This window comes from Candidatus Limnocylindrales bacterium (genome assembly GCA_035559535.1).
In the GTDB taxonomy this organism is placed as follows: domain Bacteria; phylum Moduliflexota; class Moduliflexia; order Moduliflexales; family JAUQPW01; genus JAUQPW01.
Map to the genome: position 1 here is coordinate 1 of DATMBG010000050.1, position 16,073 is coordinate 16,073.

Sequence of the window (16,073 nt, forward strand, 5' to 3'; positions counted from 1 at the left end):
ATCGGAACTTACCAAGTCTGGCCTGGGCGCCCAGGGGGAGTCGAATCAAGGTCAACCAGGCTTCTTCCAGGCCGACTTCACTTTCATCTCCTAAAAGGTTTTCTCCGGAGAAGAACACATCGGCTCGAGCATAAGGATCTATCGAGGCTTGAAATCCAAGTTCGACCTCTTTCACGGTGAATCGATTTCGAAGTATGTCTGACTCTGCTCCCGGCCCTTCTCCGTTAAAAGTTCTATTTCCGACGAAATTAACCTCTACCCGTATATCCGGGTTGAGGGATTGAAGAAATCCCATTCGCTGCTGGGAAGGTTGCGGAGGAGGTGGTTGAAGTGGTCCGGTATTGGGGATTTGTAGCCCACCCTCGGATGACCGGGAGGGTTGCTGAGGAAGCGGTTGTTGTAGTAAAGGAACCGATTGCGATTCTGGAGTTTGGGGTGAAGGGGTTTCTGCGATAGCTCTGCGTAAAGGTAAAAGCAAACTGAGTCCAAGGGAAACGAGAACCAGGGACATTCTCAAGCGTCCCGGCAAATCTTTGAAAAGATTAAAACCGGTTATTAAGATAAGAATACCCACCGAGGTGGCAACAATAGCGGAACCTGACGGGAGATCGAAAATAACAGACAGATACAAACCCAGGATAGTGGCCAGGGCACCGAAAAGGATGGCCAATGCAAAGATCCACTTAATCTTGTTGGTGGTAAGTCGGGCCGTAATAGCGGGAATAACCAAAAAAGCAGACACGATGAGGATTCCCGCAGATTTAATAGAAAACGCAATAGTTATACCCAGGGTTATATATAGTAACAGATCCCAAAAACCTGCCGGAATCTTCTGGGCCCGGGCCATTTCATAATCAAAGGAGACCAGGATAAACTCTTTATAAAAGAGATAGTGGATTAAACCTATTCCAAAGGTTATGAATATTAAAAGTACAATTTCTGCCTTTGGAACCGTCAGTATATTTCCAAAAAGGAAACTTAGGGCACGAGCCTCTCCGACGGGATTTTTGGCTACAAATAAAACTCCTAAAGCAGAGGCACAGACATAGCTTACCCCAATGATTCCTTCCATTGGAATCTTTTTTCGAAAAGGAATAAGCGAAAAGAGAGTTATCCCCAGGATACTAAACAAAAGAGAAAAAAGGATTGGGCTAAAACCGAGTAAAAGGGCCAAGGCTACTCCTGCCGAAGAAATCTGGGCCAGGGCAGCCCCGACAAACACAATACGTTTAAGAACCACATAAACCCCTAGATAGGAGCAAAGTCCTGCGACAAGGAGACCTGCAATAATAGCATTTCTAAAAAAAGGTTGTTGGAGATATTCTAGTATGATCATTTTGTTAATATGACTTTGGTTCCATCTACCTCCCGAACCGATACCTTGATTTGATAAACTTTACTCAAGATCTCATCCGAGAGAATTTCATCGGTACGTCCGGTTACAATACCTTGATGAATAAGGGCTATTTTTTCGGCGTAATTGGCAACTAAGTTAAGGTTATGCGAGGCCATGATAATATTCAAACCGTCTTGCTCATGAAGGGCTTGAATCAATTCCATCATACTCTTTTCTGAGCTTAAGTCCATTCCGCTGGTAGGTTCATCCAGAACCAATATTTGAGGTTCGGTTGCCAGAGCTCGGGCGATGAGCGTACGTTGCTTCTGACCACCCGAGAGCTCTTGAAAGGGTTTCGAGGCCAGATCTACGATACCTACATGCTCTAAGCTTTGTAAAGATATTTCTTGATCTAATTGTCCGGGTTTTTTCCAGGGGCCTAATTTTTTAAATCGACCCATGAGAACAATATCCAAAACAGAAAGAGGGAAAATTGGATCCAGTTCGCTGTGCTGGGGAACATATCCTAAAGAAATTGGAATGGAGGATTGAGGGAAAAAAATCGAAGAGAGAAAGCCAGACCTTGATTTCGGGATTTCTATTCCCTGGACTTCTCCGGAAGCAGGGGTTAAATTTTTATTCTCCTTCGGCCTGGTTTGGGCGGTAAAAATCTTTCCCTTCAGAGGTTTTAGAATTCCCAAAATGGCCTTGAGAAGCGTGGTCTTACCGGATCCATTAGGTCCTACAACTCCAAAAAAATCTCCCGAATGAATCTTGAGGTTTATATTTTCCAGTACGATCCGACGACCATAACCCAGGGTTACATCCTTAAATTCGATGAGAGGTTTCAAAATATCAGAATATAGGGAAAACACAGGGACATGGGAACTCAAAATTAAAGCAGCCAACATATTATCTGGAGTTGATTCCTGGCCTTATCTGTATATTCCCATGTCTCCATGCCTCCACGTATGGTATTTATCTATCAGGTGCTCTACGATTTTCTCTGCAATATTTATCGGAGTTGTTTGTTGTAACCCGGCCCAGCCTGGGATGCTGTTGACTTCAATGAGATAATATTGACCGCCGGTGGATCTGAGTATATCTACACCGGCATAGTCTACCTGTAGGAGGTGACAGGCCTTTAAACTCATTTCAACCAGTTGATCCTCCAAAACATAAGGCTCAGCCGTAGCGCCTCGGGCGATATTTGTTTTCCAGGTATTTGAACGTCGAATCATAGCCGCCACAACCTGGTTTCCTACCACAAAGGCCCGAATATCGTAATTATCATGGGGGATATATTCCTGCAGGTAGAATACATAACCCCCGAGTTCCAAAGCCCGGAAGGTCCGATATGCGATATCTTCATCGCAAATTCTAACCATTCCTTTGCCTCCCGACCCAAATAAAGGTTTTACAACCACATCTCCCAACTCTCGGAAGGCCTTCATGGCATCATCAAAATTCTCGGCTACAATGGTTTTAGGAGTTAATATTTTATTATCTTCTAATATAGCAGAGGTATAGTATTTGTCCACCGTTTTCTCAATGGCGGCAGGTGCGTTCATTACCATGACACCCAGGTCTTCCAGTCGGTGCAGTACGTCCATTCGGAAGATGATCTGCTCCAGAGAGCCACCGGGAATAATTCGAACTAGGAGGGCCTGGTAGTCTTCGAGTTGCTGATCTTCAACAGTAACCCTGGGTTTATCAGAAACCCTGGCCATTAACCTTGTAATGGGAAAACAATGGGATAAAATACCTCTTTGAGTAAGGGCTTTTTGAAGGGATTCAATGTGCCAGCCAATTTCAGAAGTGAGGATACCGACTTTGATCATGGGGTTATGGCAGGAGGTTTATCTTGATAAATAGCCAGATTATGTAATAACTTACTTAACTCTTCCCATCGGTAGGGTTTAGCAATAACGCCACTAAATCCGTATTGTTGGAAGTTAGCCATGACCGGGTCATTGGAGTAACCACTGGATACAATGGCTTTGACGTGGGGATCTATTTCCCTCAATCGGGCGATGGCTTCTTTACCTCCCATCCCACCCGGGACGGTTAAATCCATAATCGTTACCTGAAAGGGTTGTCCGAGTTCTTTAGCTCTCTGATAGAGTTGGATCGCTTCAGAACCATCTTTAGCAACTTCTACCTGGTATCCCATATAACTCAACATCTGGCTAACTGCTTCGGTAACAATGTCTTCATCATCCATAATCAAGATCTTCCCCTTACCTGAAGGAGGATTTTCTTCTACTCTTTTCTCTGTCGGGATATGCTTCTGCGAAGCAGGAAGATAAAGATGGAAAGTTGTTCCTGCTCCTAATTTAGACTGTGCGGTAATATACCCGTCATGTTTCTGGATAATTGAATATACTGTCGTAAGCCCAAGACCACTCCCCTTCTCTTTGGTTGTAAAATAAGGATCAAAGATCTTAGTCAGGTGCTCTTCGGGTATACCCACGCCTGGATCTTTTAAGGATATTTTTATATAATTTCCGGCGGGCAGAGGCAACCCTGAGCCGGCTTCTTCTACACCGATCACCACGTTCTCACCGTATATTTGAATAACTCCTCCCTGGGGCATGGCTTGTTGGGCATTGATAACAAGATTATGGATTACCTGGGTCATTTGTCCTTCATCCACTTCTACCGGCCAGAGGTCCTCTGAAAGGAAAAATTCACATCGCACGGGGGAACCTCTGAGGACAAAATTTACCGAATCTTTGATTAATTGGGCTATGGAAATCGTTTTCTTTACCGGTAACCCTCCTTTAGAGAAGGTAAGCAATTGTTGGGTTAAATCTTTTGCCCGCAGAGAAGCTTTTTCCGCTTCGGTAAGTCTTTTGAATACCTCTTCTTGAGGATAAGCGCATTTCTTGGCCAAAGAGATATTCATCAAAATAGCGGTCAGAATATTATTAAAATCATGGGCGAGGCCACCGGCCAGGACACCTATAGATTCCAGCTTACTGGCTTTCAGGCGCTCTTCTTCTATTTTTTGCTTTTCCGTGATGTCCCGAAAAACCAAAACTACCCCGATAATCTGACCTTTTCTATTTCGAATGGGAGCTCCGCTATCTGAAATAATTCGCCGGGTTCCATCTCTGGCTATAAGAACGGCAGGGTAGGCAAGATCGGTAGGGATCCCGGTTTTTATTACTTTTTCTACGGGATTTTCATAAGGTTCCTGGGTTTTATCCTGAACAACATGAAAGACCTCTTGCAAAGGCTTACCTGCAGCTTCTTGTTGAGTCCAACCGGTCAGTTTTTCTGCAACAGGGTTGAGTAAAACGACTTTTCCTTCTATATCGGTGGTAATAACCCCATCTCCAATGGAACATAAAGTCACGACCAACTGCTCTTTTTCGGCAGCCAGGGCCTCTTCAGCCTGTTTACGCTCGGCTAATTCTCGCTGTGCCGAGGTGTAAAGTAGCGCATTGTCCAGGGCGATGGAAGCCAATTGGGCAAATCGATTCAGTAATTCAATCTCCTCGTCTTTAAAAGCCCGACCTCTCTCAAGATAGGCTAAACCCAATACGCCTACTACTTTGGATCCGGATTTAAGCGGTACCCCGACCACAGCTCGAAAGTCGTCAATAGGGGAATTTGGCAAACGACCGGACCAGGTATGATAGTCCTCTACTACCAGGGGTTGACCGGTTAGCCAGACTTTTCCGATTAAGCCTTCCCCAGGTTTATGCCGAAAGCCAATATGATGGCTATAAATTCCCGTGCCTATCTTCATAACCGTTTCTGCTTCTCCGGGTTCAACCAGATGAATATATCCATGGGGGGTTCCTAATAACACACCGGCACGTGTGATAATCGCTTCAAGCAAATCGTTCAACTCCAACCGATTCATCAAAGCAAGGGTAGTTTCATGTAAAGCAGCCAGATAAGAATGCTGTTTGCGGAGCTTTTCCTCTACCCCTGCATGCTTCTTTTTCAACTCGGTTATTTCCTTACGAAGGGCCGCCAATTCCTCTAACAATTGTTCCTTTGTTTTATTTTCTTCTTCCATGGAAAGTTTTTAAAATAAAAGAAATATTTCCCTGTGGGAGACTGATAAATAAAGCATTTTTAGCCATGAATCCCTCAAGGGGTATGGTTAAAATTTTTTAGGTAGAATGTCAATAAGAAAATTTCACATGGTAGTAACAGAACACTCAGATTCTTGGAATAAGGAGATGGCCAGGAGTCTTTCGTTGATCTGACCGGCTTGAAAAACTTTTCCACTGGAGATGTTATTCAACGTTATTCGGGCAGGGCTAAATAGGAGCGGATCTATTTTGTAAAAATCTTGATAACGGCGAAAGAGTTCGTAGAAGGGAATGCCGTAATCTTTGGAACTTGAAGCGGGTATCTGGGTTAGGATTTGGGTAATTTCTGAATCGCTACCCTCCAGGGTGTAATAGGCTTCTCCACCGTATAAAATACAATCATTGGTTCGACCGATAGCCTTTAAAGGGTTCTTTATGACAGGGGCTATAGGACATGTGCCGGACCCGGTCAGGATTTTATTGAGATCAAATCCTAATTCGAGCATTTTATGCAAACCGGTCTCCACAACCCGAGCCGCGATCTGAATAGATCCAACCAAACTGTCGGTGGAAGCAACGATGATGGAGAGATTTTCCGGTTTAATGTGGCATTTTTCTGCAATAAATCGGGCTACTTCGACGCCGGGTAAACCGGAACTTTCCAGGGCGATCACGGCGGTGGAAGATTCTTCTTGATAATCGATCTGAGAAAACAATTTTTCTACCCGGGCAAGGAGCCTGGCCGGACCGGAACCCATAGCCAGATAGTTATCGATTTCTATCTTCCACCCGGCGTATTGAGAAGCCATACATCCAAGAACCGGCCAGTCGACGACGACCTGAACTCCTGGAAGGGAAAGTTCCTTTAGATGGATTTGGGTAAACTGAACATTCCCCAGACCTCCCAGGCAAATCTCCGCAAAATACTTTCCCACCGTCCAACTTCCCACGCTTTCAACCCCGGCATCGATAACTGTAGTTCCATTAGACAACGTTATAACCCTCACTTTGAGGAACTCTGCATTGGCGACGACGTAATCAAAAAGTTTACGGGCGTTCTGGTTCAGGTTTAGGTTTAACTTCATGCAGCAAACTCCAATATTTCCCCTTTACCCAATTCACTGATATCCCCATGGTAACGTCTATAGGGTCCTTTAAGGTATTCTTCTTTAATCGAAATCCCCTGTTTTTTCAAAAAGTGGAAATAAACCTTTAGAAAGTCTGGAGTATAAGTCGTATCATACTTAAAAGTAGGGAGTAACGAGACCGGATTAAAGGTCACGATGGTTCCTCGCCGCATACCGGCTCCCGTTCTGGCACCTAGAGTTCCAAAGACAAAAATCGTTCCGGCAATCATATAACTTCCGGTAAAGTCTCCTGCATTTCCCAGAATTACGATAAGGCCTCGCCGCATAAAGCTTCCGACCTCATAGCCTGCATTTCCTTCAACAATAATCGTTCCCCGGTTCATTCCGACTGTCGTTCCTCGATAAACCCCTCCCACCCGGTTTCCGGCATTTCCTTTGATACGGATAAGTCCACCTGTCATCTCTGCCCCTACCCAACTATCGACGTCCCCTTCCACAAAGATTTCCCCACCTTTCATGAAGGCTCCCAGGTGTAACCCTACATTCCCTTTGATGGAGATCTTACCTCGGCTCATTCCAAAGCCGATTTTCTTAATCTTGGATAAGTCCCCTTCCAGGTAAATCTGATCGGATTTTTCCCCCTCTACCTCGAAGACTTCCCCCAACTTTTTTTCTTTATTCCCATAATAAAGGGGTAAACCACAAAGCTCGGCGTGGGTTTTATCAAAGAAGATATCCGGTGAGATAATCTCAGCTTCTATGGGAATATCGTATTTCTCCTTGAGTTTGAGTAAAATCATAACCGATTTTATTCGAGGATTTTGCGCAGGTAAAAGTGATACTTTCCCAGTTTTCCGCCGTAATTTCCGGCCGATATTTTTTTGATCCCCGGGATGCAGGCGGCTTGAATTCCGGCTTTCATAGCAGCCCCGATGGCTTCCGGAGTCGTACCGTCGATAACGATTTCTAAAACCGAGTTTACGTCATCTGGGACCTGGGAAGGGGTCTGCCTACGAATGGTTGGGCAAAAGGCCGTGTTGGAAGAGGCGACCAAAAACTTATACCTGGAGCCTACTTTACTTCCACTTCGTACTATCCCTCCGGGAAAAGGCATAATGACGCCGGGTATTTTTTTCATGGCGTCAACGGCTCTTTCGGCGGCTTCCAGGGTAATTTCTACCTGTTCTCCCATGATAAAAAAATTACCACCCCCCACGGCAGATTTTATCCCAAATTTATCCTCAACCAGAAATTCCCCGTCCATGACCGGAATCCGCCAGAATCGCCGTTCCCGATTACCGTTAATGGCAGCATCAATGACTTTACTGATTTGAAAACCATCCCCGAAAAACCGAAGTTTACCTCCCACCGAAACCCACTCCTCTCCTTCCAGATTATTAAAGCAAGCCGATGTCGGAGAGGTCATAACAGATTGGCCAATCCGTTGGATGAGCTGGCCTTGAAGATTCTTTTTGGAAGTTCCAAAGAAGAGAACATTAACTCCCGGACGACCATCTGGAGTTTCCTGGGTTTCAATCCCCTCAATCCCGGCTTCACCACCACAACCGATAACAGAAGTGGCAAACCCAGTCATACTTCGGGCTGCCTCAAAGGCCCACTTTTCATTCAAAGCCGTAATCAAAACCCGGCTGACCTGCATGGCAAAAGCTTCGGCATAGGTATCTTCGATAAATACGCCGTTGATTTCCATTTAAAGAAAGGACCGAGAAAGTATGGGAGTGTGGAAGTATGGGAGTATGGAAGTGTGGAAGCATTTACTCCCATACTTCCACACTTCCATACTCCTATACCTCTATACTCTTCGTGGATTTTTAAAAACTGCAAACGCAGGGAGTTAACTAGATACTTTTACACTCTCATACCTGGTAAAAGTTTCCAATCCGGTAGGGTAATTCGAAAACTCGACCGTATAGTATTTTTCAAAATCGTCTCGGATTTCATTCTGAAAAGCTTTATTTTCAGGCAATTCCACGAAAATTGTTTTTCCTGTCCAGTCCTTTAAAATCTGTCCTTCCTGTAAAATAACCTCTCCTTCCTTGAGGACATAGACCGGCCTTTCAAACATTTCCTCTTTGTTCTCCAATTTTGGGTAAAGGACAATATCTGCATCGGCTCCAACTCCGAGATGGCCTTTATGGGTGAGGCCCAGGGCCTTTGCGGGACCTGCTCGGGTAATGATAGCAATTTCGTAAAGGGAATATTCCCGGGTAATGTGAGGCAAGACGGTGTCCTTTAAAACTCTCCTATGAACCCGCTTGATCATTTCATCTCGAAAGTTTTTATCCATCAGCAGACGGATGATATAAGGGTAAAAAATAAAAGGTCCTCCGTTGGGATGGTCTGTGGACATAAAAACCTGCCAGGGATTTTTGATGAGCAAAAAGAGTTCCAGGCCGATAGCCCATTGAATGGCATTAACAAAATTCTTTTCCTTATATACGTAAGGAACGATTCCACAGCCCGATTCCAGTTCTACGTCACTGTTGTACCACTTTTTTTCAGAAATTTTATGGAGGCGATACTGCCAGGGCCCATCGGCAGTCATGGTCGTAGTATCTCCAAAGATGATCTGGCCGACATCAATGGTGGCGTGGGAGTGTTGATTAAGATATTCGGCAATTTCAGGAGCTTTGGAGGCAAATCCACCCCAGTTTTCCCCGCCGTAGCTATGGAATTGAACATGGGTTAAATGAACCCGTTTCCCTTCCAGGGCATGTAAGGTTTCTAAGGTTGTTCGATAATTACCCGGCACCCCTAAGTTGTTACAATGGATATGCACGCCATGGGGTAAATGGAGATCTTCATTAATCTGAGCTAAAGCGGTAAGAATCTGTCGGGGTGTGACGTCAAAATGGTTGACCTTATCATCCAGTCCCGATACATCTTGACCATATTTCCAATTCTCAACGCCACCCGGATTTACTATCTTAATGGCATAACCCTTTGTTGCATTGAGAAGCCAGGCGGTGTAATCCCTGGCCTTTTCATATTCCCCTTTCTGCAGGTATCTCAGAATAAACTCATTGTTCCCCAGAACGATATAACAGCCCTTATCGATCATGGGGGTATCGTTGAGTTCTTCATGGGTATGTCGGGCTCCAATGGGAGGAACAGCCGCTTCCATAACTGTGGTATAGCCCAATTTTGTATAAAGGTAACCCGTTGCAAAGGTAGAAGGAATAGTATACCCGGTTCCGGATCGGGTGATCCTGGTTTTTGGAATTACCATTCTTCGATGATCTTCTGGTCTCAGTCCCCGTCCGGCATTAACTTTAAGCCCGGAGATATGGCTGTGGATATCTATACCTCCCGGCATCACGACCAGATTTGAAGCGTCTATGATTTCAGCCGTGTTCGGTACTTCGTCAACGATTTTACCATCTCGGATACAAATCTCCTTGATGACCCCGTTAATTCCATTTAGGGGGTCATAAACTTCCCCGTTAATAATTTTAAGCATAGGTCGACTTCTTTTAAGTTTGATCTCTCTTAATGATAAAGGATCCTATGAGTTCGGCGAGGTAACCCAGGATCGGTCCGATAATTACAGCCATTATACTATGCCACCATGGATCTCCCCTAAGAACTGTTCCAAAATGAATAGCCGCTCCACACAGGGCAGCCGTAATGAGAGACAGAAACCATAGAGCCGTTTGAGCGTAGATAATAAGAGTTGTTACCCCTACAGCCACAGGAAGATTATACCGACCCAACCCCAGTTCTGTAAAAATCCACATGGTCAAGAAGATCCAAAGAATGCCGGATAGCAGGGTTACAAGAACTTTCCAAAGCCCGTCCAGTTTTCCGGCTGTTGCGAAAAAACACCCCGTAGCGATCATTACCTGCCATATCGGATAGGCGTGACGTATGGCGATGAAAGTCCAAATACCCAACAAGAGTCCCAGGATAATGCCAGATATGATCCGTGACATGGGAGTAGAGTAAACAGCGAGGATAGAAAATAGAGAACTCCAGACCGGACTCTTCAGTCCTCCATCTTCTATGCTCGGTTTTGTAGTTTTGACCGGACCTTTTCAATGATTCGTTCCAGAACTTCTCGATCGGAAGGATAGGGGGAATCGACGACTTTTTTGACGGGAATAGGGATATGATCCATCCGATATGCCAATCCTGGGGCACTAATTCCAGCCTGAGCAGTAGGGATAACCACGGTAGCTATTTTAGTGGTCATACTTTCTTTAGCATCTATGGCAATGGTTGGGATACGCGATAAATGTTCGGCAGCGGCTCTAGGAAAGTTGGCGAAGGCATCCGCAGCAATGATGAGGGCAGCGTCGGCTTCTCTTCGAGCCAGAAGATCGACGGAACTGAACTCTCCAGGATTATATTGGGGAAACCCTCTACTGAGGTTTACCGCAAAGGGATAGCCCGTCTGCCAGGTTAAAACGGTGGCAATTCCTACTACATTTCCATGACCTCTCATGGGAGAGGCTACTACCTTGGTAAATCGGTTAAGATCTCTGGCCAGGAGTAAGAGAGCCATAACGTTCATATGTTTCCCCCGGCTCATGGTAAGGCCCATCCCCCAGTGAATTGAACCGAATTTGCAGGTCTTAAGCTTCTCAAGGAGAGATTTTAAGATCGGGATCGGTACCCCTCCTACCTCTTCCACCTCCAGTTCTTCCCCTTTCAAAAGAGCCCGCATTGCCGTTAGAACCTCGTAGTCCGATCCGGGTCGGATCTGGATAAACTGATCCGCTGCCTTGGCACTGGGGGTTTTTCGTACGTCTACCAGAATGACCTGCCGGTCCTTTTTCCCTTTCGGCACGAAATACCCTTTAGGGGTTACCGAATATCGCGTAAAATGTCGCGGGTGTGCTTCAGCCGGATTACATCCCCAAAAAACCAGCAAATCTGCCCGGTTTTTTATCTCACCTAAGGTACACGTAGAGTCTCCCACAATCTGAATAGCCTGAAGGGAAGGACTATGGCATACCGATGAAGTGGTATCGATGCTCGCACCGATCAGATCTGCTAGCTCAATAGCTTTTCGCTGGGCATTACACTCCGTAGAAGCCAGACCGTAAATAAGGGGAAAATGGGATTGGGAGAGAATTTCCGCAGATGCTTCAATACACGCTTCTATAGAAGCTTCCTTACCTTTAATACGTGGGGTTGCTACATCTACTTTATGATTCATAAAAGTCGCCTTACCTAAGATACAGGCATTCTTTACTTCCTTAATCGTATCTCCTTCTACGAAGACTTCCAGGTCATCGCAGGTAACCCCACAAAATAAACACGTTACATCACTTATTTTCTCCATATTTTTCTATCTCGACCTCCATACCTTTAGAATCCGGCATGCCAATACTTTGGGTATCGGTTCCTATAAGGGAACTGACCGGTAAACCGTAAGCTAAAAAAATAAGCCCCTCCGGAATATCGGATTTTTTACATTTTAAAATAGCCCTTCCATACTCAGACTTCACAAGGATAAGATCTCCATCCTGAAGGTTTTTTCGCTTCATATCCGCCTCATTCATCTCTACTGTGGAGGTCTCTTCAACAAATTCCGGAGATTCTTTACCCACATGGATCGTAGTACCCTGCTTGGTAGTACGCCCTGTAATGAGTATAAATTTTGACTGAGACATCCCTTTTAACCCCCCTATCGATGTTTTCAACTTACTTTTAATATTTCGATCTGTCAAGTGGCAACTTACCAGGCAAATAACCAAAAAATTGGGGTTGACATTCTCTTCCGAATTTCACATCTTAGGAATAACTGAGTTTTCAAGGATTTCAAGAAAAATTTAGGTTGTAGGTTGTAGGAACTCCATTCCTTTACGACCTATCCCTGAATATTTATTCCTTTAAAGCAATGAAGATACTCTTTACCGCTTCAGAAGTTGTACCTTTTGCAAAAACAGGAGGGCTTGCAGATGTAGCCGGGGCTCTTCCTAAGGCTTTAGCCCGACGGGGTTGTGAAGTCGCCGTGATGTTGCCTAAATATCGCCAGGTGGATGTGGGCCGATTTCAGCTCGAGAAAATGGAGGGGAATATATCGATTCCCATGGCTTCTAGAATGGTCCAGGGAGGTCTCTGGAGGACCGAATTGGAAGAGGGCGTAACCGTTTATTTTATTCAGCAGGATCATTATTTTGATCGGGATGGTTTATATGTAGACTCTAACAATCAGGATTATCCAGACAATGCAGAACGATTCGGTTTTTTTTCCAGAGCCGTTTTGGAAGCGTGCAAGATCTCAGGTTTTAAGCCGGATATCGCCCATGCCCACGATTGGCAAACGGCTTTGATCCCGGTCTATCTCAAATCCCTTTATAAGCAGGATCCCTGGTTTGATAGGACCAAAACGGTTTTTACCATCCATAATTTGGGTTATCAGGGGATTTTCAATAAATACGAAATTGTAAAGCTTGGACTGGGTTGGGAGTTCTTTCACCATGAAAAACTCGAGTTTTACGGAGATTTAAACTTATTGAAAGGAGGAATTATCTACGCCGATATTCTTACCACCGTGAGTCGAAAATACGCAGAGGAGATTCAAACTCCGGAGTTTGGACACCGTCTGGACGGTCTTTTGAGAACTCGAAAAAAGGATTTATACGGGGTCCTTAATGGAATCGATTACGAAGAATGGCATCCTTCCATCGATAAGTTTATTGCAGCCAATTATCATGTGGATGACCTGAGTGGGAAGGCTATTTGTAAAAGTGATTTGCAAAGAGAATATAAACTTCCCGTGCGAAGTGAGGTTGCTCTGATCGGTATGATTACGCGACTGGCCGAACAAAAGGGGATTGACCTGGTTGCAGATGTTCTGGATAAAATCATGGAACTGGACATTCAATTGGTTCTTTTAGGTACCGGAGATAAATGGGCCCATGAATTTTTTCAGGCGGCCCAGGCTCGATATCCTCAAAAAATCGGCGTGGCCCTAAAGTATGATAACGTTCTGGCCCATAAAATCGAGGCAGGAGCCGATATGTTCCTGATGCCCTCCCGGTACGAACCCTGTGGGTTAAATCAGATGTATAGCCTGGCGTATGGAACGGTTCCTATCGTGCGGGCTACCGGAGGATTGGATGATACCGTTGAAAATTTCAATCCTACCACAGGTCAGGGGACAGGCTTTAAATTTCTCCGACCTACTCCTGAAGAGCTTCTCAATGCTATTTACCCGGCGATCTTAAACTTTTATACCAATAAGACCGGCTGGATCAAGCTTATGCGAAATGGAATGTTGAAGAATTTCTCATGGGATGTATCGGCCGGAGAGTATATCAAGCTCTACGAACGGGCGCTTGAGAGATAGAAGGTATGGGGGTGTGGGAGTGTGGAAGTATGGAAGTGTGGGAGTGTGGAAGTGTGGAAGACATTTATACCCCCACACTCCCACACCCCCATACCTTCTAGCTGTTACTTTATCCAGCGGTTCAGGTAAACCCCCCAGATGGGAAACTTTCCCTCTACTCCCTTGAAACTTGCGTCCCCGGCCTTTTTGAAAAGGATCTCCTCCCCGATCGCCTTATCCTCATATAGGTAATTTATAGTGGTTTGGGAAGGAATTTCTTTTAAAGGACTTGTTTCTCGAATAAACTGAAAGGTAGTATCACTGAGGGCAATGCCATTGTTATTAAGAACCCCTTTTACCACGCTAACCTCGAATTCCTTCTGAGGGGCCTGGGACTTTTCTTCTTTTAATTTTTCTTCTTGAATGTTGTCTAAGATTTGTAAAAGCTGTTCTTCAAAAATGGCCAGGGTTGTAGAATCCCGTCGACTCGACTGGGCACGATTCATTAAATATTCATTGAGGGTAAATATGGATTGAATATCCCACTTTTGTTTTCTACGTTCCGTCTTACCCGATGAAAGTCTACTGGTCAGGTTGGCCGTAAAACCGATGACCGTTGTGCTTTTATCGATGGGATTCAAGAAAAAGTAAGCATCTTCAATGGGACCACTGTGGATTCCAATCCCCATACCCTGGAATATCATATTTCCTTCATCTTTGAGGGCTTTAAAGACCTTTTGAATCTCAACAGCGGCCCGGACTGCATTAAGCCCATGATAATCTTTCCAGGGACCAGAACTAAAAGCTGCCAGAATACCGTCTCCTGCATAGTATTTAATACTTCCATGGAAATGGTCGATGATATCCATGGTTGGATCAAAGAATCTATACAGGTTCTGCTTTAGCGCCTCTGAGGTAATATCTCCCGAAACCTCGGTATAACCTCGCAGGTCTAGGAACAGGAGTGTGACATTTCTTAAATCACTGATAATTTTTTGTCCGGGATTAAAATTGTAGGTAATCTTTTCTGTAGTCTCCGATTTCTCGGATACGCCTACCCGACGAAGTCTTGGAGTTCCAAAACTTTTACCGGATAGAACGATGGATATACGATCCCTAAAGAAGGCAATGATTTCGGATTTTCTCAGGTCGTCGGCCAGACTGATATAATCGTATAAAATCATTTCCCAGACATCTTCTCCAAACAAATCTATGAGTCGTTTCAGACGCCTTCGGAAGAATCTTTTTCGAGTTTCTGCGGGGGGATCGTAGGGCATCTCTTTGATCTCGTCGGACAGGTAGGATATGACCACCGGCTCAAACAGAATAACGTCCAGGGGGATTTCACTCACCGCATGGATAGGAACCCGCAAAAAGGTCGAGATAGCCCTCAGGAGAGTTCGATCATTCTCTCGAATCCCCTGTTCAATCCGGGTTTTAAACATTGTATAAACTTTGTTAAAATCGGTATAATTGGTGTGATATCGTTCGTTTTCTTCCACCAATAAGTGTTGAAGTAACGTGTTTGTGGAAGTATTCTTTAGATCCGGGAAAATCATGTGGGCCTGGGCCTGGATAATGGCCATAGAGAATTGATAATTGAAGCTGGCGCCTAATTTTAACTTTTTAGTTCCTGTAAAGTACGGCAGAGACTTACGTCTTTGTTCATCTTCCTTTTGAAAATGGGCATCTACCTGCTTGAGGGTTTCCAAAAGTACATCATTAAAAATATGATGAAGATGGATTTTGTAAGTATTCACTATTTTTTGGGCCTGGGAGGTAACAGGAAAGGAAAAACCATCGGATAGATCTTCTATTTTACTTACCGCCAGAACTTCGTGAATGGCTCGCAGGATGGCTTTAGAAATGGTTAACCAAAAGAGATTATAGATACCCAATCGCCTTTCTTGCTCGAGGACTTCGATCAAGATATTTTGAAGTTGGGTGATGCAGTTTTGGCGCTTCTGAATATAAGAGACTAAAACGGGATTGTTGGGATCGTAATTGGGTTTGTAACGTCCTTGAATCTGCTGGATACTCTGATTTACAAAGTCTTTTAGGGTAATACTGAGATTGGCCGGAATTTCTACCAGATAGCCTTCTGTATTTTTATCATCGATAATCTCTATTTTGGGGGGGAGGATCGGGAGTTGGGAGCCCGAGGAGTCCTTCTGAGAGCAAAAAAGATCCCGGATAGTCGAGAGGTTTCCCATAGAATATCGCATGGGAAGTCGTTCTATATGAAACCTGGGATCAAAACGAACAAATTTATTCATAGCCTATGGGAAGGCTTTGCT

At 44.6% G+C, this 16,073-nt stretch carries 13 protein-coding genes; 1 reads left to right on the forward strand and 12 read right to left on the reverse strand.

Going from position 1 to position 16,073, the window contains the following annotated elements; genetic code table 11:
- The 11 genes from VNM22_18205 to VNM22_18255 all read right to left on the reverse strand — a co-directional run.
- Positions 1 to 1,336: metal ABC transporter permease (locus VNM22_18205; protein HWP49094.1), on the reverse strand; the 1,336-nt coding region annotated here is incomplete at its 3' end.
- The gene (locus VNM22_18210) at positions 1,333 to 2,247 is read right to left on the reverse strand and encodes a metal ABC transporter ATP-binding protein (GenBank protein ID HWP49095.1); all 915 of its coding nucleotides are present in this window, start codon (positions 2,245 to 2,247) and stop codon (positions 1,333 to 1,335) included. The genes VNM22_18205 and VNM22_18210, both read right to left, overlap by 4 nt.
- A 24-nt stretch (positions 2,248 to 2,271) precedes the next feature.
- On the reverse strand, positions 2,272 to 3,177 hold the full coding sequence (locus VNM22_18215) for a RimK family alpha-L-glutamate ligase (GenBank protein HWP49096.1): 906 nt from the start codon (positions 3,175 to 3,177) through the stop codon (positions 2,272 to 2,274).
- Positions 3,174 to 5,369, reverse strand: coding sequence for an ATP-binding protein (locus VNM22_18220; GenBank protein ID HWP49097.1), 2,196 nt, complete (start codon positions 5,367 to 5,369; stop codon positions 3,174 to 3,176). Before VNM22_18220 ends, VNM22_18215 begins: the two co-directional genes overlap by 4 nt.
- A 123-nt stretch (positions 5,370 to 5,492) precedes the next feature.
- The gene (gene mch / locus VNM22_18225) at positions 5,493 to 6,473 is read right to left on the reverse strand and encodes a methenyltetrahydromethanopterin cyclohydrolase (protein ID HWP49098.1); all 981 of its coding nucleotides are present in this window, start codon (positions 6,471 to 6,473) and stop codon (positions 5,493 to 5,495) included.
- The gene (locus VNM22_18230) at positions 6,470 to 7,276 is read right to left on the reverse strand and encodes a formylmethanofuran dehydrogenase subunit C (GenBank protein HWP49099.1); all 807 of its coding nucleotides are present in this window, start codon (positions 7,274 to 7,276) and stop codon (positions 6,470 to 6,472) included. Before VNM22_18230 ends, mch begins: the two co-directional genes overlap by 4 nt.
- An 8-nt stretch (positions 7,277 to 7,284) precedes the next feature.
- On the reverse strand, positions 7,285 to 8,187 hold the full coding sequence (fhcD, locus tag VNM22_18235) for a formylmethanofuran--tetrahydromethanopterin N-formyltransferase (protein ID HWP49100.1): 903 nt from the start codon (positions 8,185 to 8,187) through the stop codon (positions 7,285 to 7,287).
- Between the two features lie 144 nt (positions 8,188 to 8,331).
- Entirely contained in the window at positions 8,332 to 9,957 is a 1,626-nt protein-coding gene (locus VNM22_18240; protein HWP49101.1) for a formylmethanofuran dehydrogenase subunit A, read from the reverse strand.
- Positions 9,958 to 9,970: 13 nt separating this feature from the next.
- Positions 9,971 to 10,429: a DUF1097 domain-containing protein gene (locus VNM22_18245; GenBank protein ID HWP49102.1), complete on the reverse strand. Its 459-nt coding sequence runs from the start codon at positions 10,427 to 10,429 to the stop codon at positions 9,971 to 9,973.
- Positions 10,430 to 10,497: 68 nt separating this feature from the next.
- Positions 10,498 to 11,784, reverse strand: a complete 1,287-nt coding sequence (locus VNM22_18250; protein HWP49103.1) for a formylmethanofuran dehydrogenase subunit B — start codon at positions 11,782 to 11,784, stop codon at positions 10,498 to 10,500.
- Entirely contained in the window at positions 11,768 to 12,115 is a 348-nt protein-coding gene (locus VNM22_18255; GenBank protein HWP49104.1) for a molybdopterin dinucleotide binding domain-containing protein, read from the reverse strand. The genes VNM22_18250 and VNM22_18255 overlap by 17 nt, the downstream gene beginning before the upstream one ends.
- Before the next feature lie 227 nt (positions 12,116 to 12,342).
- Between VNM22_18255 and glgA the strand changes: the two genes are divergently transcribed.
- Complete coding sequence (gene glgA, locus VNM22_18260; GenBank protein HWP49105.1) at positions 12,343 to 13,797, forward strand: glycogen synthase GlgA; 1,455 nt, start codon at positions 12,343 to 12,345, stop codon at positions 13,795 to 13,797.
- A gap of 104 nt (positions 13,798 to 13,901) precedes the next feature.
- Here glgA and VNM22_18265 read toward each other — a convergent pair whose 3' ends face one another.
- Positions 13,902 to 16,052, reverse strand: coding sequence for an adenylate/guanylate cyclase domain-containing protein (locus tag VNM22_18265; GenBank protein HWP49106.1), 2,151 nt, complete (start codon positions 16,050 to 16,052; stop codon positions 13,902 to 13,904).
- Positions 16,053 to 16,073: the final 21 nt, after the last annotated feature.

Coding starts and splice junctions, on each gene's coding strand:
- VNM22_18255 (HWP49104.1), bottom strand. CDS start 12,115: ATGTCTCAGTCAAAATTTATACTCATTACAGGGCGTACTACCAAGCAG.
- fhcD (HWP49100.1), bottom strand. CDS start 8,187: ATGGAAATCAACGGCGTATTTATCGAAGATACCTATGCCGAAGCTTTT.
- VNM22_18240 (HWP49101.1), bottom strand. CDS start 9,957: ATGCTTAAAATTATTAACGGGGAAGTTTATGACCCCCTAAATGGAATT.
- VNM22_18220 (HWP49097.1), bottom strand. CDS start 5,369: ATGGAAGAAGAAAATAAAACAAAGGAACAATTGTTAGAGGAATTGGCG.
- VNM22_18245 (HWP49102.1), bottom strand. CDS start 10,429: ATGTCACGGATCATATCTGGCATTATCCTGGGACTCTTGTTGGGTATT.
- VNM22_18215 (HWP49096.1), bottom strand. CDS start 3,177: ATGATCAAAGTCGGTATCCTCACTTCTGAAATTGGCTGGCACATTGAA.
- VNM22_18250 (HWP49103.1), bottom strand. CDS start 11,784: ATGGAGAAAATAAGTGATGTAACGTGTTTATTTTGTGGGGTTACCTGC.
- VNM22_18230 (HWP49099.1), bottom strand. CDS start 7,276: ATGATTTTACTCAAACTCAAGGAGAAATACGATATTCCCATAGAAGCT.
- glgA (HWP49105.1), top strand. CDS start 12,343: ATGAAGATACTCTTTACCGCTTCAGAAGTTGTACCTTTTGCAAAAACA.
- VNM22_18265 (HWP49106.1), bottom strand. CDS start 16,052: ATGAATAAATTTGTTCGTTTTGATCCCAGGTTTCATATAGAACGACTT.
- VNM22_18210 (HWP49095.1), bottom strand. CDS start 2,247: ATGTTGGCTGCTTTAATTTTGAGTTCCCATGTCCCTGTGTTTTCCCTA.
- mch (HWP49098.1), bottom strand. CDS start 6,473: ATGAAGTTAAACCTAAACCTGAACCAGAACGCCCGTAAACTTTTTGAT.